Source organism: Citrobacter sp. Marseille-Q6884 (assembly GCF_945906775.1).
GTDB lineage: Bacteria > Pseudomonadota > Gammaproteobacteria > Enterobacterales > Enterobacteriaceae > Citrobacter.
In genome coordinates, this window is sequence record NZ_CAMDRE010000001.1 from 1,077,673 (window position 1) to 1,099,234 (window position 21,562).

Annotated in this window: 21 protein-coding genes and 1 other annotated feature; of the genes, 8 read left to right on the top strand and 13 right to left on the bottom strand. The window is 52.8% G+C overall.

The annotated features are described in order from the left end of the window. The first annotated feature begins 228 nt into the window (after positions 1-228). Together dsdX and dsdA are read left to right on the top strand one after the other, a co-directional pair. Positions 229-1,566, top strand: coding sequence for a D-serine transporter DsdX (dsdX, locus tag N7268_RS05160; protein ID WP_198906875.1), 1,338 nt, complete (start codon positions 229-231; stop codon positions 1,564-1,566). Positions 1,567-1,583: 17 nt separating this feature from the next. Beyond that, positions 1,584-2,906 (top strand): D-serine ammonia-lyase, encoded by a 1,323-nt coding sequence (dsdA, locus tag N7268_RS05165; protein WP_260862011.1) that lies wholly within the window; start codon positions 1,584-1,586, stop codon positions 2,904-2,906. 12 nt (positions 2,907-2,918) lie between these two features. Here dsdA and N7268_RS05170 read toward each other — a convergent pair whose 3' ends face one another. From N7268_RS05170 to ibpA, 7 genes are all read right to left on the bottom strand, one after another. Further along, entirely contained in the window at positions 2,919-3,449 is a 531-nt protein-coding gene (locus tag N7268_RS05170; RefSeq protein WP_260862012.1) for a radical SAM protein, read from the bottom strand. Next, the gene (locus N7268_RS05175) at positions 3,446-3,808 is read right to left on the bottom strand and encodes a DUF202 domain-containing protein (RefSeq protein ID WP_260862013.1); all 363 of its coding nucleotides are present in this window, start codon (positions 3,806-3,808) and stop codon (positions 3,446-3,448) included. The genes N7268_RS05170 and N7268_RS05175 overlap by 4 nt, the downstream gene beginning before the upstream one ends. Continuing rightward, positions 3,798-4,145: a YidH family protein gene (locus N7268_RS05180; protein ID WP_260862014.1), complete on the bottom strand. Its 348-nt coding sequence runs from the start codon at positions 4,143-4,145 to the stop codon at positions 3,798-3,800. The genes N7268_RS05175 and N7268_RS05180 overlap by 11 nt, the downstream gene beginning before the upstream one ends. A gap of 166 nt (positions 4,146-4,311) precedes the next feature. Next, positions 4,312-5,973, bottom strand: coding sequence for a putative transporter (locus N7268_RS05185; protein ID WP_260862015.1), 1,662 nt, complete (start codon positions 5,971-5,973; stop codon positions 4,312-4,314). A gap of 110 nt (positions 5,974-6,083) precedes the next feature. After that, positions 6,084-6,914: a DNA damage-inducible protein D gene (gene dinD, locus N7268_RS05190; protein WP_260862016.1), complete on the bottom strand. Its 831-nt coding sequence runs from the start codon at positions 6,912-6,914 to the stop codon at positions 6,084-6,086. Between the two features lie 136 nt (positions 6,915-7,050). Then, the gene (ibpB, locus tag N7268_RS05195; RefSeq protein ID WP_198906869.1) at positions 7,051-7,479 is read right to left on the bottom strand and encodes a small heat shock chaperone IbpB; all 429 of its coding nucleotides are present in this window, start codon (positions 7,477-7,479) and stop codon (positions 7,051-7,053) included. 93 nt (positions 7,480-7,572) lie between these two features. Then, positions 7,573-7,986, bottom strand: coding sequence for a small heat shock chaperone IbpA (gene ibpA / locus N7268_RS05200; RefSeq protein ID WP_198906868.1), 414 nt, complete (start codon positions 7,984-7,986; stop codon positions 7,573-7,575). Then, positions 7,980-8,052 (bottom strand) — a sequence feature (ROSE (Repression Of Heat Shock gene Expression) occurs in the 5'-region of heat shock genes and acts as an RNA thermometer to modulate expression.). It overlaps the preceding gene by 7 nt. 236 nt (positions 8,053-8,288) lie before the next feature. Between ibpA and N7268_RS05205 the strand changes: the two genes are divergently transcribed. Next, a complete protein-coding gene (locus N7268_RS05205; RefSeq protein WP_260862017.1) occupies positions 8,289-8,624 on the top strand; it encodes a YceK/YidQ family lipoprotein in 336 nt (111 codons plus the stop codon). Between the two features lies 1 nt (position 8,625). On the opposite strand, the gene N7268_RS05210 is transcribed toward N7268_RS05205, so the two are convergent. From N7268_RS05210 to dnaA, 6 genes are all read right to left on the bottom strand, one after another. Next, entirely contained in the window at positions 8,626-9,852 is a 1,227-nt protein-coding gene (locus N7268_RS05210; RefSeq protein ID WP_260862018.1) for a DUF3748 domain-containing protein, read from the bottom strand. A 109-nt stretch (positions 9,853-9,961) separates the two neighbouring features. Beyond that, the gene (gene yidA, locus N7268_RS05215) at positions 9,962-10,774 is read right to left on the bottom strand and encodes a sugar-phosphatase (RefSeq protein WP_260862019.1); all 813 of its coding nucleotides are present in this window, start codon (positions 10,772-10,774) and stop codon (positions 9,962-9,964) included. Between the two features lie 159 nt (positions 10,775-10,933). Continuing rightward, a complete protein-coding gene (gene gyrB / locus N7268_RS05220; protein WP_260862020.1) occupies positions 10,934-13,348 on the bottom strand; it encodes a DNA topoisomerase (ATP-hydrolyzing) subunit B in 2,415 nt (804 codons plus the stop codon). Positions 13,349-13,376: 28 nt separating this feature from the next. Beyond that, the gene (recF, locus tag N7268_RS05225; protein WP_260862021.1) at positions 13,377-14,450 is read right to left on the bottom strand and encodes a DNA replication/repair protein RecF; all 1,074 of its coding nucleotides are present in this window, start codon (positions 14,448-14,450) and stop codon (positions 13,377-13,379) included. Beyond that, entirely contained in the window at positions 14,450-15,550 is a 1,101-nt protein-coding gene (gene dnaN, locus N7268_RS05230) for a DNA polymerase III subunit beta (RefSeq protein ID WP_198906862.1), read from the bottom strand. The genes recF and dnaN overlap by 1 nt, the downstream gene beginning before the upstream one ends. 4 nt (positions 15,551-15,554) lie before the next feature. Continuing rightward, positions 15,555-16,958, bottom strand: coding sequence for a chromosomal replication initiator protein DnaA (dnaA, locus tag N7268_RS05235; protein ID WP_260862022.1), 1,404 nt, complete (start codon positions 16,956-16,958; stop codon positions 15,555-15,557). 606 nt (positions 16,959-17,564) lie between these two features. Between dnaA and rpmH the strand changes: the two genes are divergently transcribed. The 5 genes from rpmH (at position 17,565) to mnmE (ending at position 21,422) form a co-directional block, all read left to right on the top strand. Beyond that, positions 17,565-17,705, top strand: a complete 141-nt coding sequence (gene rpmH / locus N7268_RS05240; RefSeq protein WP_003023858.1) for a 50S ribosomal protein L34 — start codon at positions 17,565-17,567, stop codon at positions 17,703-17,705. A 17-nt stretch (positions 17,706-17,722) separates the two neighbouring features. After that, on the top strand, positions 17,723-18,082 hold the full coding sequence (gene rnpA, locus N7268_RS05245) for a ribonuclease P protein component (RefSeq protein ID WP_045448963.1): 360 nt from the start codon (positions 17,723-17,725) through the stop codon (positions 18,080-18,082). Continuing rightward, complete coding sequence (yidD, locus tag N7268_RS05250; RefSeq protein ID WP_198906860.1) at positions 18,046-18,303, top strand: membrane protein insertion efficiency factor YidD; 258 nt, start codon at positions 18,046-18,048, stop codon at positions 18,301-18,303. The genes rnpA and yidD overlap by 37 nt, the downstream gene beginning before the upstream one ends. A 2-nt stretch (positions 18,304-18,305) precedes the next feature. Then, positions 18,306-19,952 carry a membrane protein insertase YidC gene (gene yidC, locus N7268_RS05255; protein ID WP_260862023.1) on the top strand — a complete coding sequence of 549 codons (1,647 nt, stop codon included), beginning with the start codon at positions 18,306-18,308 and terminating at the stop codon, positions 19,950-19,952. A 105-nt stretch (positions 19,953-20,057) separates the two neighbouring features. Then, positions 20,058-21,422 carry a tRNA uridine-5-carboxymethylaminomethyl(34) synthesis GTPase MnmE gene (mnmE, locus tag N7268_RS05260; protein WP_260862024.1) on the top strand — a complete coding sequence of 455 codons (1,365 nt, stop codon included), beginning with the start codon at positions 20,058-20,060 and terminating at the stop codon, positions 21,420-21,422. The last annotated feature ends 140 nt before the right edge of the window (positions 21,423-21,562 follow it).

A 21,562-nucleotide genomic window follows, 5' to 3' on the forward strand; every position in this document is an offset into this window, starting at 1 on the left:
GTCACCTCTGTCATCCTGATATCTCTCGCCGGAGTGTAAAAAAAGTCGTTGTAAAAATCAGCATAAAGATGAATCAGAGTGAACCATATCGCATAATTCAGCCATTATTAGACGTAAATCACCCATTTGATTCAATCTAGTTCATGTGAAGAGCCAATTTTATCGTTTGTCAGCCCATGCCGTTTTTTTGTCCAATATACTCAGGTTAATCACAGGGCAAGGTGAGATATGCACTCTCAAATATGGGTTGTGAGCACGCTGCTGATAAGCATCGTGTTGATCGTTTTGACCATCGTGAAGTTTAAATTCCACCCGTTTCTGGCGCTGTTGTTAGCCAGCTTCTTCGTGGGCACGATGATGGACATGGGCCCGCTGGAGATGGTGAACGCCATTGAGAGTGGTATCGGCGGCACGCTGGGCTTCCTCGCGGCTGTTATCGGCCTGGGGACCATTCTCGGCAAAATGATGGAAGTTTCCGGCGCGGCGGAACGTATTGGCCTGACGCTGCAGCGCTGCCGCTGGCTTTCTGCGGACGTCATTATGGTGCTGGTCGGCTTGATTTGCGGGATTACGCTGTTTGTCGAAGTTGGCGTCGTACTGCTGATCCCACTGGCGTTCTCTATCGCCAAAAAAACCAACACCTCATTACTGAAGCTGGCGATACCGCTGTGTACCGCGCTGATGGCGGTGCACTGCGTCGTTCCGCCACATCCGGCGGCTCTGTTTGTGGCGAATAAGCTGGGTGCGGATCTGGGTACCGTGATTGTTTACGGTTTACTGGTCGGGCTGATGGCTTCTCTGATCGGTGGACCGCTGTACCTCAAATTCCTCGGTAACCGTCTGCCGTTTAAACCGGTACCGGCGGAGTTTTCTGACCTTAAGGTTCGCGACGAAAACACGCTGCCTTCACTGGGTGCAACGCTGTTTACCGTACTGTTGCCCATTGGCCTGATGCTGGTGAAAACCGTGGCCGAACTGAACATGGCGAAAGGCGGCACGCTGTACACGTTTCTGGAATTTATCGGTAATCCGATCACCGCAATGTTTATCGCCGTGTTCGTAGCCTATTACATTCTCGGTCTGCGCCAGCATATCGGTATGGGTGCGCTGCTGACTCACACTGAAAATGGCTTTGGCTCAATTGCCAACATTCTGCTGATTATCGGTGCTGGCGGCGCATTCAACGCCATCCTCAAGAGCAGCGGACTGGCGGATATCCTGGCGCAAATTCTCTCCAACATGCATATGCACCCCATTCTGCTGGCCTGGCTGGTGGCGCTGATCCTGCACGCGGCGGTAGGGTCTGCCACTGTGGCGATGATGGGGGCTACCGCGATTGTTGCTCCGATGCTGCCGCTCTATCCTAACGTCAGCCCGGAGATCATTGCCATTGCTATCGGTTCCGGCGCAATTGGCTGCACGATCGTCACAGATTCTCTCTTCTGGCTGGTGAAACAGTACTGCGGCGCTACCCTGAATGAGACATTCAAATACTATACGACCGCGACATTTATCGCCTCGGTCATTGCACTGGCGTGCACATTCCTGCTTTCCTTTATTATCTAAGCGCAAAGAGACTGACTATGGAAAATATGCAAAAACTCATCGCCCGGTATCCTTTAGTGGAGGCGCTGGTTGCTCTCCAGGAAACGACCTGGTTTAACCCTGGCACCACCTCTCTTGCGGAAGGTTTACCTTATGTTGGTCTGACAGAACACGACGTACAGGATGCGCATGCCCGTCTGGCGCGTTTTGCACCGTATCTGGCGAAAGCGTTTCCTGAAACCGCAGCAACCGGCGGCATTATCGAATCTGAGCTGGCCGCCATTCCTGCGATGCAAAAACGGCTGGAAAAAGAGTACGGACGGCACATCAACGGCGAAATTCTGCTGAAGAAAGACAGCCATCTGCCCATTTCCGGCTCGATTAAGGCCCGTGGCGGTATTTATGAAGTACTGACTCACGCCGAGAAACTGGCGCTGGAGGCCGGTCTGCTGACTACCGAAGACGATTACAGCATCCTGCTGGCGCCGGAGTTCAAACAGTTCTTCAGCCAGTACAGCATCGCGGTAGGTTCGACCGGTAACCTGGGGATGTCGATCGGCATCATGAGCGCCCGCATCGGCTTTAAGGTAACGGTGCATATGTCTGCAGATGCCCGTGCATGGAAAAAAGCTAAACTGCGCAGTCATGGCGTCACGGTTGTTGAGTACGAAGAAGATTACGGCGTGGCAGTGGAACAGGGGCGCAAGGCCGCTGAGTCTGATCCGAACTGCTTCTTCATTGACGACGAAAACTCCCGCACGCTGTTTTTAGGTTATGCGGTTGCCGGGCAGCGTCTGAAAGCGCAGTTCGCGCAGCAGGGGCGTGTGGTGGATGCTGAACATCCATTATTTGTTTATCTTCCGTGCGGCGTGGGTGGAGGTCCTGGCGGCGTCGCGTTTGGCCTGAAACTGGCTTTCGGCGATAACGTTCACTGCTTCTTTGCTGAGCCAACGCACTCACCGTGCATGCTACTGGGGGTATACACCGGGCTGCACGATACGATTTCTGTCCAGGAGATTGGTATCGACAACCTGACGGCAGCAGATGGGCTGGCGGTAGGACGCGCATCAGGGTTTGTCGGTCGCGCGATGGAGCGTCTGCTTGATGGCCTGTACACCCTGGATGACCAGACGATGTACGACATGCTGGGCTGGCTGGCACAGGAAGAGGGAATTCGCCTTGAGCCGTCAGCGCTTGCTGGAATGGCTGGCCCTCAGCGCGTTTGCGGTTCCGCTGACTATCAGAAAATGCATGGGTTCAGCGCAGAACAACTCAATAACGCCACCCATCTGGTATGGGCTACTGGCGGTGGCATGGTACCGGAAGCGGAAATGGCACAGTACCTGGCGAAAGGCCGCTAAGCATCATTGACCTTAACGCAGCATCGCCATCAGTTCCATCGGTGAGCGATGCTGCTTAAGCAGGTCTCGCATGACGCGCATATGCGGTGATGAGTGATCAAAGAAGGCTTGATAGCCCGCACACAATCCACCTTCCCTGTCGCCATCGCACTGCGCCGGGCAATCGCCACGGTAGAATTGCGACAAGGAACATCCCTGACAGCGCGCACTCAGCGAAGAAAGGCTCTGCCGTTCAGTCTGCCCCTTCAGGCCACACCAGCGGTTCAATGTCTGATCAAAAAGCGGAATGGATACTCGATTAATATCCTCACGAACCCAGATATCAAATACCGAATTTAAAAACCGTCCCCAGTCTTCAGACGTCACAGACTCCGCTGTCAGGCAGCCCGTTTCATCGCGTTCCATCAGGGGAATAAACTGCACGGCACGCACACCCGACAATTGTAAATCACGATATAAATCATTCGGATGCAAACACTTTTGGTGATCGACTACAACCCTTACTATTCCTTCACTTACATCCTTGTCCTCACGCTCCGTCATGCAAAATCCCCGATAAATACGATAAGTTGGCGTATATGTGTGACAGCAAACAGTATTGCGAGAGATAACACCGCGAGAGAGATCATAAATTTGTCACGCACCGCACGAGATTCAGAATAATCGCGACGCGTGACGTCCATCAGGCCGCGACTGCGCGTATAACGCCATACAATAATAGCCACGACGACCAGCACACCGACGGAAACCCAGAACAGAACCCCAGCCTGATGCCAGTTATGCTTTAGCGCCAGCGCCATTAACGCCCCGTAACCAAGCAGAGTACGGAACCAGGCCAGGGAAGTGCGCTCCGGTTGCAATCCTGGATCAGCAATTCGCCGCGATTTGCGGCTATCCGGCATACAACACCAGCCCTATCACAACCACCGCAACGATCATCAAAATCAGGCTGATGATGAATAAGCCCGGCGTGTATGGCAGATCCTCTTTCAGGCGCATCGCCTTCTCATTACTCAGCCAACGCAGGTAGCCGTAAATCGCCAGGCCTCCCGCTAACAAACAGAGTAGCAGCGCCAGCAGTTCACGAATGATCGGTGTGGCAAAATCCGGCGCCAGTTGGTCCAGACCAACGCCCGCAGCCAGAAACCCCAGGGCGGTGCGGATCCATGCCAGAAAAGTACGCTCATTTGCCAGCGAGAAACGGTAATCCGGCGCTTCTCCGAGGCGGGAAATCTTCATTACAACTCCTTCATAGTTGTGTCTGGTCGTTATACCGGAACAGTAAAGGAGTATGAACCCGATTCTCAAACGTAAGGCAGGTAATGTGATACAGACAAAAGAAAGGCCTACAAAACAGTGCGTTTGTAGGCCTGATAAGTGCAATATCTTCAGTGGGTTAAAAGGTTTATCCCATTCCCCAGAAAATTACCGCCAGCAGCTGTGGCGTGATAATGCGCAGGAACATCACCAACGGGTAAACTGTGGCATAGGAGAGCGCTGCCGCACCGCTGGTAGCATGCAGGTTATTGGCAAACGCCAGCGCGGGAGGATCGGTCATGGAACCCGCCAGCATCCCACACAGTGTCAGGTAGTTCATTTTAGCGAAGATCCTCGCCAACAACCCGACAGTAATCAGCGGAATCGCGGTAATAAAGATGCCGTAGCCCACCCAACTTAGCCCATCGCCCTGCGTGAGGGTATCGACAAAATCACCGCCGGACTTCAGACCCACTACCGCGAGAAAGAGCACAATCCCCAATTCTCTCAACGCCAGGTTCGCGCTGGGTGGCATAAACCAGTACAGCTTACCGATACTGCCAATACGTCCCAGAATCAGCGCCATAATCAGCGGCCCACCGGCAAGCCCCAGTTTTAATGCCACCGGGAACCCCGGTATAAACAGTGGAATAGAGCCCAGCAGCACCCCAAGCCCGATACCGATAAATACCGGCAACATCTGCACCTGTTGCAGTTTTTGCTGTGCGTTACCCACCACATTCGCTACGGCGTCGATAGATGAGGGACGCCCGACCAGGTTCAGGATATCGCCAAACTGCAGGCTGGCATCACTACTGGCGACCAACTCAACACCGGCACGGTTGAGACGCGAGATCACTACGTCGTAGCGCTCTTTGAAATGCAGATCCCGAATGCGCTTCCCAAGCACCTTTTCATTCGTCACGACCACGCGCTCAACGCGCAAATCCGTTCCCCGCGTAGACAGAGAGGTATCAACCTCCTGACCAATGACAAGCTGTGCGTTATGCAGATCGGCAGACTGCCCCACCAGGTGTAGCAAGTCGCCCATTTGGATAGTCGTTCCCGGCGACGGAACCATCAAGGTCTCTTCACGTTTCAGACGTGAACAGATGATTTTGTCGCTGTTCAGGATAGGCACATCCTGAATGGCCATATTATTGAGGTTGGGGTTTTCAACGCGGATATTCATCGTCTGAATCAGCGCATGCCCATTGGTCAGCGTTGATTCATGTTGCTGCGCTTCGGCTTCAACATTGACCCGGAAAATGAGGCGCATCAGCCACATCGTGAGCAAAATACCGCAGATGCCAAAAGGATAGGCCATCGCATAGCTCATCCCCATCTGGTCAACAATATCCATCGGCGTACCCAAATCGCGCAGGATTTGTTGTCCCGCCCCCAACGCCGGGGTATTCGTGACCGCACCGGAGAATATACCCAGCACCACGGGGAGAGGAATTGCAAAAATTTTGTGCAAAATAGCGGTGACCAGGCCACCCATAATGACAATCAGCACCGCGAACAGATTCAGGCGCAACCCCGAAACGCGCAGCGACGCAAAAAAGCCCGGTCCGACCTGAATACCGATGGTGTACACGAACAGTATCAGGCCAAATTCCTGAATGAAATGCAGCATATCGCCGCTCAGGGTCATCCCTGCCTGATCGACAAAATGCCCGACGATAATACCGCCGAACAACACGCCTCCGATGCCAAACCCAACGCCGCGTATTTTGATGTTGCCGATCCATAACCCGACAACCGCCACCAGTGCCAGAACGCTAACCGTCAATGCTATATCACTCATTATTCTGTTCCCTGTGAATAACATTTCATTTATCGAGGATTATGACTGAACCGTTCAAGCATGAATGCAGAGTGGCGCACATTATCGTGCTGCAGAGCATGCTGGCGTGCTTAAGACGGGTATTCTTTACTGCTTTTCCTGGCGGATATCTGAAGCTGCTGAATACTTTTTTCTGGTGAGGGTAGCGCTTCAGGCATTGTACCGCCAAGATCCTGAATAGTCTGGCGAACTTTGCGCCCAACATCGTAGTGGGTCTGGTTGGCTTGCTGCTTTGTATTCACTGAATCCCGGCGCAGTTTTTCTTCTGTTTGGGTAGCCCGAAAAAGGTTCGCCGCCAACTCAGTGGAACCCATATGGTCGAGTATTTTCTGGCTTTTCGTTAACCCTTTGCGTTCATGTATCGCACGCTGATCCAGGCCACCATATAATCCTTTGTAACCGTGATTCTGGAAGATGGCGAAATCAAATGCAGTTTCAACACCCGCCTGCTGTGCAGTCTCAACCAAATGCTTATTGTGCTCCTTCAATTCATTGCGTAGGAACAGGCGTTTTTCATCTTCACGTAAAGATTTAAAAGTGGCATCGTCAGCCAACTCCTGACGCCGGGTTTGAATAGCAAAGTAAGTCTGGCCTGCGGCGATAACCGGTTTGGAGGGATCACCGTTTTGTACAACCAGATAGCAGGCATAGCGGGAAAGCTTTACATCTTTTAGTTCACGACTCGCTCCAGAGCCGATCTGTACCATTACGAGGATCTCCTCGAAATGGTCACTCTCTAATTGGCAGCTGGATACACATGACGTCACTGCTTTCTTTATTACCGGTATAAAATGCCGGTACTCAGAATATTCAAGCACTTTAGCAAGTGCCCGAGCGGACCAGAATTCAGCACCCTTACTATCAAACTGCTTCATAGCTTCAAAAAGCTGATGCTCACTCATCACAACGTTCCTTCGTTAAAAGAGCTTTATACTGGATATTTTTACAGTGAAACATCCATTGCAACAAGGCGTTTTCGTGTGTGTTAGCGCACAAAAAAGCCCCGTCATTTCTGGCGGGGCAAAGGCAAGGAGCTAATTAGCTATTTAATGCGGGATGTTCGCTGATGGCAATCCGCTGCGGCGGGATGGTTTCCGGCTCATTGCGAACTAAATCGATGTGCAGCAAGCCGTTTGTGAAGCTCGCGCCAGAGACTTCCATATTTTCTGCCAGCGTAAAACTCAGGCTAAAGGACTGCGTGACCAGCCCCTGGTGCAGCCATTTGGTCTCTTTTTCCGGCTGCTCAGGCGTACCTTTTACGGTCAGGCGAGTACCTTCCAGCTGAATATCCAGATCTTCCTGGCGGAAACCGGCTAACGCAAGGGTAATGCGATAGTGGTTATCATCGCTTTTTTCGATGTTATAGGGCGGGAAGCTCTGGCTTTCGCCGGTGTTTTGCAAGGCATTGGCCAGTTTGTCAAAACCGATCCATTGACGCAGCAGCGGGGATAAATCGTAGTTACGCATAGTATTCTCCTTCTAAGAAGCGAGTAAGTACATTCCGGCTCCCTGACGGCAAGCCGATTGTCTGACAGGGCCGCCTAAAGCGGCCCGGTTGAATTAGTTAATTTCGATGCGGCGCGGTTTATTCGCTTCAGGAATCACGCGCTCAAGCTCGATATACAGCAGACCGTTCACCAGGTTTGCACCACGAACGTGAATGTTCTCGGCCAACTGGAACTTGCGTTCAAAGTTGCGCTCGGCAATGCCCTGATACAGGTATGTACGCTCTTTTTGGTCGTCTGCATGGGCGCCTTTTACCACCAGCAAGTTATCCTGGGCGGTAATTTCCAGCTCGCTTTCAGCGAAGCCTGCAACGGCAATCGCAATGCGGTAATGGTTTTCGTCTACCAGCTCAACGTTGTACGGAGGGTAGCCGCCATTACTCTGGCCTTGATTGTTTTCAAGCAGGTTAAACAGACGATCAAAACCAATGGCAGAACGGTACAGCGGAGATAAGTCAAAGTTACGCATAATCAATAGCTCCTGAAATCAGCGAGAATGTGAGACCTTCCATCATGGACAGGTCAGGTAGCCAGGACACCCATCAGGCGTGCCCTTCTTTGCCTACACCCTAAAAATGGGTCCTGATACAAACTTTTCAAGCGTATTCATCTGACTTTTTTTGCAGTTTGTTGTCTATTGCATACACTGGGGGGACAGTCTTTATCGTTAGAGTGCGATAGCCGCCACAGTGCGACATGATGGTGATGTTATTTCTCGCAACGGATCGCTATAACTCACCATGCAAACACCGATGATTAACAGATGAATAAATGATGATAAAAAAAATGTTGTTAACACTGATGGTATGCAGCGGGATGGTTTTTGTGAGCGGCTGTTCCAGCGTGATGTCGCATACCGGAGGTAAAGAAGGGACGTATCCAGGCACCCGAGCCAGCGCCACGATGATCGGTGATAGCGATACCAACTGGGGAACGAAGTCGCTGGCCATTCTTGATATGCCATTTACTGCCGTTCTGGATACTCTATTACTGCCGTGGGATTTCTTTCGCAAGGATAGCTCTGTCAGATCCCGCGTAGAAAGAAGCGAGGAGAGAACGCAAGTGATGAACGACGTTATCCCCCCGGCAAAAATGCCTGCCCCGTAAGTTACCGCCCGGTGTCGGTGACCCATAACTGACGGAAGCCTTCAACGTCTTCCATCCACGCGATCTGGTGACCATCAGGAGAGAAGACGATCGCATCTGCGGAAGGCGGGTTATCATGATTTTCCGTTAAGAAATCAATCTCTCCCGTCTGCACATTACAGCACGCGATTCTGTTTTCCAGCACAAATCCCAGCCATTGGCCCGACGGATGCCAGTTGATTGCTGACTGAATATCCGTAGTACAGTGGGTCAGTTGACGCGGCTCCCCCCCGTGCGGAGAAATCAACCATAGCTGCACAATGCCACTCTCATCACGCATCAGAAAAGCGATCTCAGATGCCTGGGGATTACTGCGTACCCAGTGGCGCGGCTGATTCACCAGGCCCGGAAAAGCGCGATCATGAGTAAACGTCAGACGGCGTTGAGTAACTCCGGATGGCGGTACAGGCATTGTCGATTCAGTACCTTCCAGAGGCTGTTCACCCGGCGTCTTCCAGGCGTTTTCATCCTGTGGCAAATCCACAATAAACAGTTCGGGTACTTTCTCTCCCCCCACTGACACGGTATCCCCGATAAACGCCAGCTTATGGTTTCCCACCCAACCCTCTTCATAGGCACGATTAATATCATCGCTGCCGGGTCGTGGAGTCGGTGTCGTCTGACTCACCAATACACACCAGTGGCTCCCGCTATACTCGCGCGGATGCTGTGCAGAGACGTTCACTGGGCCATAGGGCGTCGCCACGCCGACGTTGCGTAAATCCAGCGATGGATCGCACTCATGCAGCACATGGTCGTTATAGGTAAAACTGACACACTCACCGCCCGGGCTGAAGACATGCACATGGCTTCCGCCGCGCAGCGCGCCTGGCGTGTACGGCGCAGTGATATCCATTGCATCCAGATTCGTCACCTCAGCCTGCCCGACAACCACTCCGCGACGATGATGGAAATCGTAATGCCATGTTTCATCAGGGTTTTCAGGCCCATGAATAAAAACATATTTTTCCTGCTTTGGATGAACGGTCACCACGCCGACGTGCGCGCCCTGGGGAGCGCGATAAATCACGTCCAGCTCACCGGTCTGAATATTAACGCGTTCGATCGTTTCGCCAGTGAACGAGGCACCGGAAGGACGCACATCAAAAACCAGCCACTGGCTGTCCGGGGTCCAGGTATTGATATTCGTCAGCTGGTGGTTACGTGGCGTAAAGGTGATTTGCTTCATGAAGTGCCCTGATTCAAGACGATTTACGCAATCATACTGCACAAGGGCATGACTTTCAGGCTTTCGTAAAATGCAGGGCAAATGCAAGGCCGCATTTGCCCGTCAGCCATTAATTCAGCGCAAACTTCTCAATAGCCCAGGCCACGCCGTCTTCAAGGTTGGATTTTGTCACGAAGTTGGCGATCTCTTTTACGGATGGAATGGCATTGTCCATCGCCACGCCCATTCCCGCGTACTCAAGCATGGCGATGTCGTTTTCCTGATCGCCAATCGCCATCACTTCTTCGGCATTAATCCCCAACGCATCGGCCAGCGACTTCACGCCAGTCCCTTTATTAACGCGTTTATCCAGAATTTCGAGGAAGTACGGCGCACTTTTCAGCACGGTATACTTTTCTTTCACTTCCGCCGGAATACGCGCAATGGCTTTGTCGAGGATTGCCGGTTCGTCAATCATCATCACTTTCAGGAACTGGGTCGCCGGATCCATCTTCTCTGCTTCACAGAACACCAGCGGAATGGTCGCGACAAAAGATTCATGCACCGTGTAGTAACTGATATCACGGTTAGCGGTATACAGCGTATTGCGATCGAGCGCGTGGAAGTGCGAACCCACGTCACGGGAGAGTTGCTCCAGGTAGCGATAATCATCATAGCTCAGCGCGGTTTGCGCAACGGTACTGCCATCCCCTGCTTTCTGCACCAGCGCACCATTGTAGGTAATGCAGTAGTCACCGGGTTGTTCCATGTGAAGCTCTTTCAGATAGCTATGGACGCCAGCATACGGACGCCCCGTGGTCAGCACCACGTTTATACCACGCGCGCGTGCTGCAGCAATCGCCGCTTTGACCGCAGGTGAAATGGTGTGATCGGGCAGCAGAAGTGTGCCATCCATATCGATAGCAATAAGTTTGATAGCCATGAGTTCCCCGGATTAAATGAGTCCGTCCTCATGCTAACGCGATTCCGCTCAAAAAACAGCAACGAAAAGGGGGATAGAAAGCGGAATCGGGATTCCCCTTTTGCAGGCAAAAAAATGCCCGGTTGCGCAAAACAACCGGGCAGATTTTACAACCGACGGTTAGATATCGATATTCGCCGCTTTCAGGGCGTTTTCTTCGATAAATGCACGACGCGGTTCAACGGCATCGCCCATCAGCGTGGTGAACAACTGGTCAGCAGCAATCGCATCTTTCACCGTGACGCGCAGCATACGACGGCTTTCCGGATCCATCGTGGTTTCCCACAACTGTTCCGGGTTCATTTCGCCCAGACCTTTGTAACGCTGGATAGACAGGCCGCGACGGGACTCTTTCACCAACCAGTCCAGTGCCTGCTCGAAGCTGGCAACCGGCTGGCGACGCTCTCCACGTTCGATGAAGGCATCATCTTCAATCAGGCCACGCAGTTTCTCGCCCAATGTACAAATACGACGATATTCACCACCGGTCACAAACTCATGCTCCAGCGGATAGTCGGTATCAACACCGTGAGTACGTACGCGGATCACCGGTTCGAACTGGTTCAGCTCAGCATCTTTACGCACGATGCTATTCCAGGTGCTGCCGTGCATTTCATTTTCATTGAGCACGTTAACCAGCTGAGAAACCCAGGCCGTGACTTTACCTTCATCAGCCAGATCGGCTTCGGTCAGCGTCGGTTGGTAGACCAGTTCTTTCAGCAGCGCACGCGGGTAGCGGCGTTCCATTCGACCGATCATTTTCTGGGTCGCATTGTACTCAGCAACCAGTTTTTCCAGCGCTTCACCCGCCAGTGCCGGAGCGTGGGCGTTGGTATGCAGCGTGGCGCCATCAAGGGCGATAGAGATCTGGTATTGATCCATCGCTTCATCGTCTTTGATGTACTGTTCCTGTTTGCCTTTTTTCACTTTGTACAGCGGTGGCTGTGCAATGTAGACGTGACCACGTTCGACGATTTCCGGCATCTGACGATAGAAGAAGGTCAACAGCAGCGTACGGATGTGCGAACCATCGACGTCCGCATCGGTCATGATGATGATGCTGTGATAACGCAGTTTATCCGGGTTGTACTCGTCACGACCGATGCCGCAACCGAGCGCGGTAATCAGCGTGGCAACTTCCTGAGAAGAAAGCATCTTGTCGAAGCGCGCCTTCTCAACGTTCAGGATTTTACCTTTCAGCGGCAGGATCGCCTGGTTCTTACGGTTACGCCCCTGTTTTGCAGAGCCGCCCGCTGAGTCCCCTTCCACGAGGTACAGTTCGGAGTGAGCCGGGTCGCGTTCCTGACAGTCCGCCAGTTTGCCCGGCAGACCGGCTAAGTCCAGCGCACCTTTACGGCGGGTCATTTCACGGGCACGACGTGCCGCTTCGCGCGCGCGCGCCGCATCGATAATTTTGCCCACGACAATTTTCGCGTCGGACGGGTTTTCCAGCAGGTATTCGCTCAGCAGTTCGTTCATCTGCTGCTCAACCGCCGATTTCACCTCAGAAGAAACCAGTTTGTCTTTAGTCTGAGAGGAGAATTTCGGGTCCGGTACTTTTACGGAAACCACAGCAATCAGGCCTTCACGGGCATCATCACCGGTGGCGCTGACTTTCGCTTTTTTGCTGTAGCCTTCTTTATCCATGTAGGCGTTCAGAGTACGGGTCATCGCCGCACGGAAGCCTGCAAGGTGAGTACCGCCATCACGCTGCGGAATGTTGTTGGTAAAGCAGTAGATGTTTTCCTGGAAGCCATCGTTCCACTGCAGCGCAACTTCAACGCCAATACCGTCTTTTTCGGTGGAAAAGTAGAAGATATTCGGGTGAATCGGCGTTTTGTTTTTGTTGAGATATTCAACAAACGCCTTGATACCACCTTCGTAGTGGAAATGGTCTTCTTTACCGTCACGCTTATCACGCAGACGGATAGACACACCGGAGTTCAGGAATGACAGCTCACGCAGACGTTTCGCCAGAATATCGTATTCAAACTCAACGACATTGGTGAAGGTTTCATGGCTTGGCCAGAAACGTACCTGGGTACCCGTTGCTTCCGTCTCGCCTGTTACTGCCAGCGGCGCTTGCGGTACACCGTGCACATACGTTTGCTGATGCACTTTGCCTTCACGGCGAATCACCAGCTCCAGTTTCTGCGACAGGGCGTTAACCACGGAAACACCTACGCCGTGCAGACCGCCGGACACTTTATAAGAGTTATCATCGAATTTACCGCCTGCGTGCAGAACGGTCATGATAACTTCAGCCGCCGAAACGCCCTCTTCCGGGTGAATCCCGGTTGGGATACCACGACCATCATCGGTAACGGACACGGAGTTGTCAGCGTGAATCGTCACGACAATATCTTTACAGTGACCCGCGAGCGCTTCGTCGATAGCGTTATCTACCACCTCGAATACCATGTGGTGCAGACCGGTGCCGTCATCCGTGTCGCCGATATACATACCCGGGCGCTTACGCACCGCATCCAGCCCTTTCAGGACTTTGATACTGGAGGAGTCATAAGAATTCGACATCAACGTTTCTCGCTCATTTTATCTTGGGTTAATCCGTTATTTTACCCTTTTCCACGGTAAACATCTTCGAATTTTCATCCGACATGTCCAGAACGTGTTCAGCGCTTATTGCGCTGACAAAGACTTGAGATTGCGTGGCTTTTAAGCGACTGGCTAACAGTCCGCGACGCGCATCATCCAGTTCAGAGGCAAAATCATCTATCAGGTACAGGCAGCGCCGTCCGCTTTCGCGGGTCAGGAACTCCCCTTGCGCCAGACGTAAGGCGCACATCAGCAGCTTAAGCTGCCCACGCGACAGTGTATCTTCCACCGGCGCACCGTCAGCGCGTATGCGGAAATCCGCTTTATGCGGACCGTGTGCGGTGTAGGTTAACATGCGGTCGCGTTCAAAACTGCGTTCCAGCACTTCAGCGTAGTCGGTCTCTTTTTCCCAGCCGCGCTGGAAAGAGAAAGAGAGGGAAAACTCGGGAAGAAACTGCTGGCAGGTATCCGCCATATCCTGCGCGATACCGGCGCTGTATTCCGCGCGCCAGGTGCTGATTTGTTCCGCCAGCGGGATCAGTTCTCTATCCCACGGGCGCAGTTGTTCATAACGACTCACCTGGCGCAGTGCCGCATTGCGCTGCTTGAGCAGGCGCTTCAGATTGCTCCAGGCGGTAAAAAATCCCGCTTCATTATGGAAGCATCCCCAGTCGAGGAATGCTCGTCTGTATTTGGGGCCGCCATTGAGTAACGTAAACCCCTCCGGCGTGATCAGCTGCATCGGCATCAGGTGTGCCAGCTCTGCGACTTTATGGCCATCCGTACCATCAATACGGACTTTGCTGTCGCCAAGCTTGTCTTTTGTCAGGCCGATTGAGGTTTCACGCTCGGCCCCTTGTAAACGCCCGTGTAAGACAAACGATTCCTGCTCGTGGCGAATCACACGGCCAATTTGCAAACTGCGAAACGCCCGGCCGTGGCCGAGCGTATAGATGGCTTCCAGCACGCTGGTTTTGCCGCTGCCGTTCGCGCCAACCAGGAAGTTAAAGCCGGGGGATAAAGCGAGATCCGCGCTTTCGATATTGCGAAAGTCGCGGATCAACAGACGGGTGAGCGACATTACAGTCTCATTGGCATGACAACATAGGCCGCGCTTTGGCTGGCTGCATCTTCAATCTGTACGCTCGATACGGAGTCGGTCAGCAGAATACGCACGTTTTCGCACTTCAGCGCATTCAGAACATCCAGTACGTAGCTCACGTTAAAGCCGATTTCCATCTCAGTGCCACCATAGGTGACATCAAGAATTTCTTCCGCTTCTTCCTGCTCCGGGTTATTCGCCGTGATTTTTAGCTGATTTTCGCTGACGTACAAACGCACGCCGCGGAATTTCTCGTTAGAGAGAATCGCCGCACGGGCAAACGCCTGTTTGAGAATATCGCAGCCCGCTTCCAGATGTTTATCCGGGTTCTTCGGCAATACACGGCGATAATCCGGGAAGCGTCCGTCCACCAGCTTGGACGTAAAGATAAAGTCGCCGACGTGCGCACGGATGTTGTTACTGCCAATCTGCACGCGCAGCGGATTCTCGCCGCCATCGAGCATACGCATCAGCTCAATCACACCTTTACGCGGCACAATCACCGAATGGCTTGGCAAAGATTGCCCCACCGGCATTGAGCACACCGCCAGACGGTGTCCATCGGTCGCTACGGTACGCAGCTCTTCGCCTTCGGTTTCAAACAGCATGCCGTTTAAGTAATAACGCACATCCTGATGGGCCATCGAAAACTGCGTCGCTTCAATCAGACGCTTCATCGTTGCCTGTGGCAGCGTGAATTCCACTTCACTCTGCCAGTCATCCAGATTCGGGAAATCGGCGGCAGGCAGTGTGGACAGCGAGAAACGGCTCCGGCCGGAACGCACGAGCATCCGGTCGCCTTCCAACTGAACAGCGATCTCTGCCCCTTCCGGTAGCCCCCGACAAATGTCGAAGAATTTACGTGCCGGAACGGTCGTCGCACCGGGTTCATGAGACTGGATCAGCGCAACGCGTGCCACCATCTCCATTTCGAGATCGGTACCGGTCAGAGAAAGCGTACCATCCGCAACCTGTAGCAGCAGGTTTCCGAGAATCGGCAGTGTAGGACGACCACCCAGCGGGCCGCTGACCTGCTGAAGCGGTTTTAATAAATGTTCACGTTCAACGGTAAATTTCATAGCGTCACGAAGATAATGTTCTGATTAAATTGGAGAAATCTTCTTTAATATCATGGCTTTCTTCACGCAACTGCTCAATCTTGCGACAGGCATGAAGCACGGTAGTATGGTCACGGCCACCAAACGCGTCGCCAATTTCCGGCAAACTGTGGTTGGTGAGCTCTTTTGCCAGCGCCATCGCCATCTGACGCGGACGAGCTACCGAGCGAGATCGACGCTTAGAAAGCAGATCCGCAATTTTGATTTTGTAATACTCCGCCACCGTCTTTTGAATATTATCGATGGTGACCAGTTTTTCCTGCAATGCCAGCAGATCGCGCAAGGCTTCACGCACAAAGTCGATCGTGATCGCCCGGCCGGTAAAGTTGGCATTGGCGATCACACGGTTCAGTGCGCCTTCCAGCTCACGCACGTTAGAGCGTAGACGCTTGGCAATAAAGAACGCCACTTCACCCGGCAGGCGAATGTCATTTTCGTCCGCTTTCTTCATCAGGATCGCCACGCGTGTTTCCAGCTCAGGCGGTTCGATCGCGACGGTGAGCCCCCAACCGAAGCGGGATTTCAGACGATCTTCAACACCATTGATCTCTTTTGGATAGCGATCCGACGTCAAAATGATCTGCTGATTACCTTCCAGCAGCGCATTAAAGGTGTGGAAAAACTCTTCCTGCGAACGTTCTTTGTTGGCAAAGAATTGAATATCGTCGATCAGCAACGCATCAACGGAACGGTAGTAGCGTTTAAACTCTTCGATCGCATTGTTTTGTAGGGCTTTAACCATATCCTGTACAAAACGCTCGGAGTGCATATACACCACTTTCGCATTCGGCTTACGCGCCATAATCCCGTTACCGACAGCGTGTAACAGGTGGGTTTTACCCAGACCCGTACCACCATAAAGGAATAAAGGATTGTAGGCGCCGCCAGGATTGTCTGCCACCTGACGTGCCGCCGCGCGCGCCAGTTGGTTAGATTTACCTTCAACGAAGTTATCAAACGTGTGCTTGACGTTGACGTTAGAGCGGTAGGTCGGTTCTGCAGGTGCCGGGACGTTATCCCAGCCAGGACGTGCTGCTGGCGCGGTACGCTGTGGCTGCACGTGTTGCGCCACATGCGCAGGCGCCACAACATGACTTACCGGCGTCTTCAGCGTTTGCGTGACCGGTTTGGTTCCCACGTCAAAGCGCAACTGTGGGGCATCCGCGCCACAGAAGTTATTCAGCAATCCATTAATATTATTAAGGTATTTGTCCCTTACCCAATCGAGCACGAAACGGTTTGGCGCATACAAAGCCAGCGTGTTATCGCTCAGTTCCGCCTGCAACGGGCGTATCCACATACTGAATTCTGTGGCTGGTAACTCATCCTGCAATCGGGCAAGACACTGCTGCCAAAGCGAAAGTGACACGGCGGACTCCACTCGAACAAAAGTCGATAAATGACAAAGGCTGAAACATTCATGATTGTTGACGCACATCGACAAGACCCTATGCAAAGGGTGACGTGCGAATTGCTATCTGCAATTTTTACCCGATCAGGATCCGTTGAAACGATCAGGACCGCGGATCATAGCGTAAACTGAGAAAGAGATCTTCTGTTTCTCACAGATTCTTCCCGATTTATCCACAGGATGATCCAGAATCGGCTAAGTGTAAACGATCCTGGCGAAGTGCTGCAGGTTTTCGCGCGCATATTGAAAAAATTAATGAGAAAAGACACTTTACAGCTTAAACGATCTAATAAAGATCCCGAGCGATCCTTGCGCTTTATCTGACAGCCCGTATAATTCTTACCCCCAGCGGATAACGGTCGTCTAACGACATCAACGCTGCCTGTTTTTTACGCGAAACCCTGCGGAAAAAAGCGGGAAATAAGGAAAGAGAATTGACTCCGGAGTGTACAATTATTACAATCCGGCCTCTTTAATCACCCACACTGTGGCGTAAGTCGTTCGATATTCGTTCGGGTATACGCAAAAGTCAGTGAATTTATTCAAGTTTAGGTAGAAATCGCCATGAAACGCACTTTTCAACCGTCTGTACTGAAGCGCAACCGTTCTCACGGCTTCCGTGCTCGTATGGCTAATAAAAATGGTCGTCAGGTTCTGGCACGTCGTCGTGCTAAAGGCCGTTCTCGTCTGACCGTTTCTAAGTAATAAAAGCTAGCCCCTGAGTGGTTAAGCTCGCATTTCCCAGGGAGTTACGTTTGTTAACTCCCACTCATTTCACATTCGTCTTCCAGCAGCCACAACGGGCTGGCACGCCGCAAATCACCATCCTCGGCCGCCTGAATTCGCTGGGGCATCCCCGTATCGGTCTTACAGTCGCCAAGAAAAACGTTCGACGCGCACATGAACGCAATCGGATTAAACGTCTGACGCGTGAAAGTTTTCGTCTTCGTCAGCACGAACTTCCAGCGATGGATTTCGTGGTGGTGGCAAAAAAAGGGGTTGCCGATCTCGATAACCGTGCTCTCTCGGAAGCGTTGGAAAAATTATGGCGTCGCCATTGTCGCCTGGCTCGCGGGTCCTGATAGCCCTCATTCGGGTTTATCAACGCCTGATCAGTCCGCTGCTTGGGCCGCATTGCCGTTTCACTCCAACGTGTTCAAGCTACGGAATTGAGGCATTGCGCAGGTTTGGAGTGATAAAAGGCAGTTGGTTGACGGTGAAACGCGTATTAAAATGCCACCCTTTACACCCTGGTGGTGACGATCCCGTCCCGCCCGGACCATTTAATACCAGAGAACACTAACGATGGATTCGCAACGCAATCTTTTAGTCATCGCTTTGCTGTTCGTGTCTTTCATGATCTGGCAAGCCTGGGAGCAGGATAAAAATCCTCAACCTCAAGCTCAACAGACCACGCAGACAACGACCACCGCAGCGGGTAGCGCCGCCGACCAGGGCGTACCGGCCAGTGGCCAGGGGAAACTGATTACGGTTAAGACTGACGTGCTTGATCTGACCATTAACACCCGTGGTGGTGATGTGGAACAGGCTTCACTGCCAGCTTACCCGAAAGAACTGGGTTCAACCGAACCGTTCCAGTTACTGGAAACCACGCCACAGTTCATCTACCAGGCACAGAGTGGCCTGACAGGTCGTGATGGCCCGGATAACCCGGCTAACGGCCCGCGTCCGCTGTACAACGTCGATAAAGACGCTTTTGTACTGGCTGACGGTCAGAACGAACTGCAGATACCGATGACCTATACTGACGCAGCGGGTAACACTTTCACCAAAACGTTTGTTCTCAAGCGTGGTGAATATGCTGTCAACGTTAACTACAGCGTGCAGAACGCCGGCGAGAAACCGCTGGAAGTCTCCACCTTTGGTCAGCTGAAGCAATCCATCAATCTGCCAACTCATCGTGACACTGGTAGCAGCAACTTTGCGTTGCACACCTTCCGTGGCGCGGCGTACTCCACGCCTGATGAGAAGTATGAGAAATACAAGTTCGACACCATTGCTGAGAACGAAAACCTGAACGTCAACGCTAAAGGCGGCTGGGTAGCAATGTTGCAACAGTATTTCGCAACGGCATGGGTTCCGCGTAACGACGGCACCAATAACTTCTATACCGCTAATCTGGGTAACGGCATTGCCGCTATCGGCTATAAATCTCAGCCGGTACTGGTACAGCCAGGCCAGACAGGCGCGATGACCAGCACCCTGTGGGTTGGCCCGGAAATTCAGGACAAAATGGCGGCCGTTGCACCGCACCTGGATCTGACCGTGGACTACGGCTGGTTATGGTTCATCTCTCAGCCGCTGTTTAAACTGCTGAAGTGGATTCATAGCTTCCTGGGTAACTGGGGCTTCTCCATCATCGTTATCACCTTTATCGTTCGTGGCATCATGTACCCGCTGACTAAAGCGCAGTACACCTCCATGGCGAAGATGCGTATGCTGCAGCCGAAGATTCAGGCAATGCGTGAGCGTCTGGGCGATGACAAACAGCGTCAGAGCCAGGAAATGATGGCCCTGTACAAAGCCGAGAAGGTTAACCCGCTGGGCGGCTGCTTCCCGCTGATCATCCAGATGCCAATCTTCCTTGCACTGTACTATATGCTGATGGGCTCCATTGAACTGCGTCATGCGCCGTTCGCTCTGTGGATCCATGACCTGTCTGCACAGGACCCGTACTACATCCTGCCGATCCTGATGGGCGTGACGATGTTCTTCATTCAGAAGATGTCTCCGACTACCGTGACCGACCCGATGCAGCAGAAGATCATGACCTTTATGCCGGTCATCTTCACCGTGTTCTTCCTGTGGTTCCCGTCAGGTCTGGTGCTGTACTATATCGTCAGCAACCTGGTAACCATCATCCAGCAGCAGCTGATTTACCGTGGTCTGGAGAAACGTGGCCTGCATAGCCGCGAGAAGAAAAGCTCCTGATTCGGTGTAAGCCGGATTAGGCGAAGCCGCCATCCGGCAAACGGAACATAAAGTAAAGGGCGGTCAGATGACCGCCTTTTTTATTGCATGACGAAGAGACATATCATGAGCCATAACGACACCATCGTCGCTCAGGCCACCCCACCGGGACGTGGTGGTGTGGGTATTCTGCGTATCTCTGGCCTTAAAGCACGTGAGGTCGCCGAAACCGTACTGGGCAAACTGCCAAAACCGCGTTATGCCGACTATCTGCCATTTAAAGATGCGGATGGCAGCGCGCTGGATCAGGGGATTGCCCTGTGGTTTCCCGGCCCCAACTCCTTTACCGGTGAAGACGTTTTAGAGCTTCAGGGTCACGGCGGTCCGGTCATTCTTGATCTGCTGTTAAAACGAATTCTGACGATTCCCGGCCTGCGTATTGCCAGACCCGGCGAGTTCTCTGAGCGCGCGTTTCTCAACGATAAACTGGATTTAGCCCAGGCTGAAGCGATAGCCGACCTGATCGATGCCAGCTCGGAACAAGCTGCGCGCTCGGCGCTGAACTCTCTGCAAGGCGCGTTTTCCGCTCGTGTAAATCACCTTGTGGAAGCACTCACTCACCTGCGCATCTACGTGGAAGCCGCGATTGATTTCCCGGATGAGGAGATCGATTTCTTGTCCGACGGCAAAATCGAAGCGCAACTCAATAACGTCATCACCGACCTTGATGCCGTACGTGCCGAAGCACGCCAGGGCAGCCTGCTGCGTGAAGGGATGAAGGTGGTGATTGCCGGACGTCCAAACGCAGGTAAATCAAGCCTGCTGAACGCGCTGGCGGGACGTGAAGCGGCAATCGTCACCGATATCGCCGGCACCACCCGTGACGTCCTGCGCGAACACATACACATTGACGGGATGCCGCTGCACATCATCGATACCGCCGGTCTGCGCGACGCCAGTGACGAAGTGGAGCGTATTGGTATCGAACGCGCCTGGCAGGAGATCGAACAGGCCGACCGCGTACTGTTTATGGTTGATGGCACCACCACAGATGCCGTTGACCCGGCTGACATCTGGCCAGACTTTATTGCGCGTCTGCCAGCGAAACTACCGATCACCGTCGTGCGTAACAAAGCGGATATCACCGGTGAAACGCTGGGCCTTAGCGAAGTAAATGGCCACTCACTGGTTCGCCTCTCCGCGCGCACCGGCGAAGGTGTGGACGTGCTACGCAACCATCTCAAGCAGAGCATGGGTTTTGAAACCAATATGGAAGGCGGTTTCCTGGCTCGTCGTCGACACCTGCAGGCACTGGCTGAAGCAGCAGAACATCTCCAGCAAGGTAAAGCTCAGCTGCTGGGCGCGTGGGCGGGAGAATTGCTGGCAGAAGAGCTACGCCTGGCGCAGCAAAACCTCAGCGAAATTACCGGGGAGTTTACTTCCGACGATCTGCTGGGCAGAATTTTCTCCAGCTTCTGTATCGGTAAATAACGGTGTCTGACCCGGTAGCACGATGCTTACCGGGTCTATGGCATCCGGCAATATGTGATTTCCTTTCAGGAAATCACTGTTGTCCAAATGGCAACTCGCACGACTGACTCTCTCCCCGTATTCTTAGCGCCACACTCACC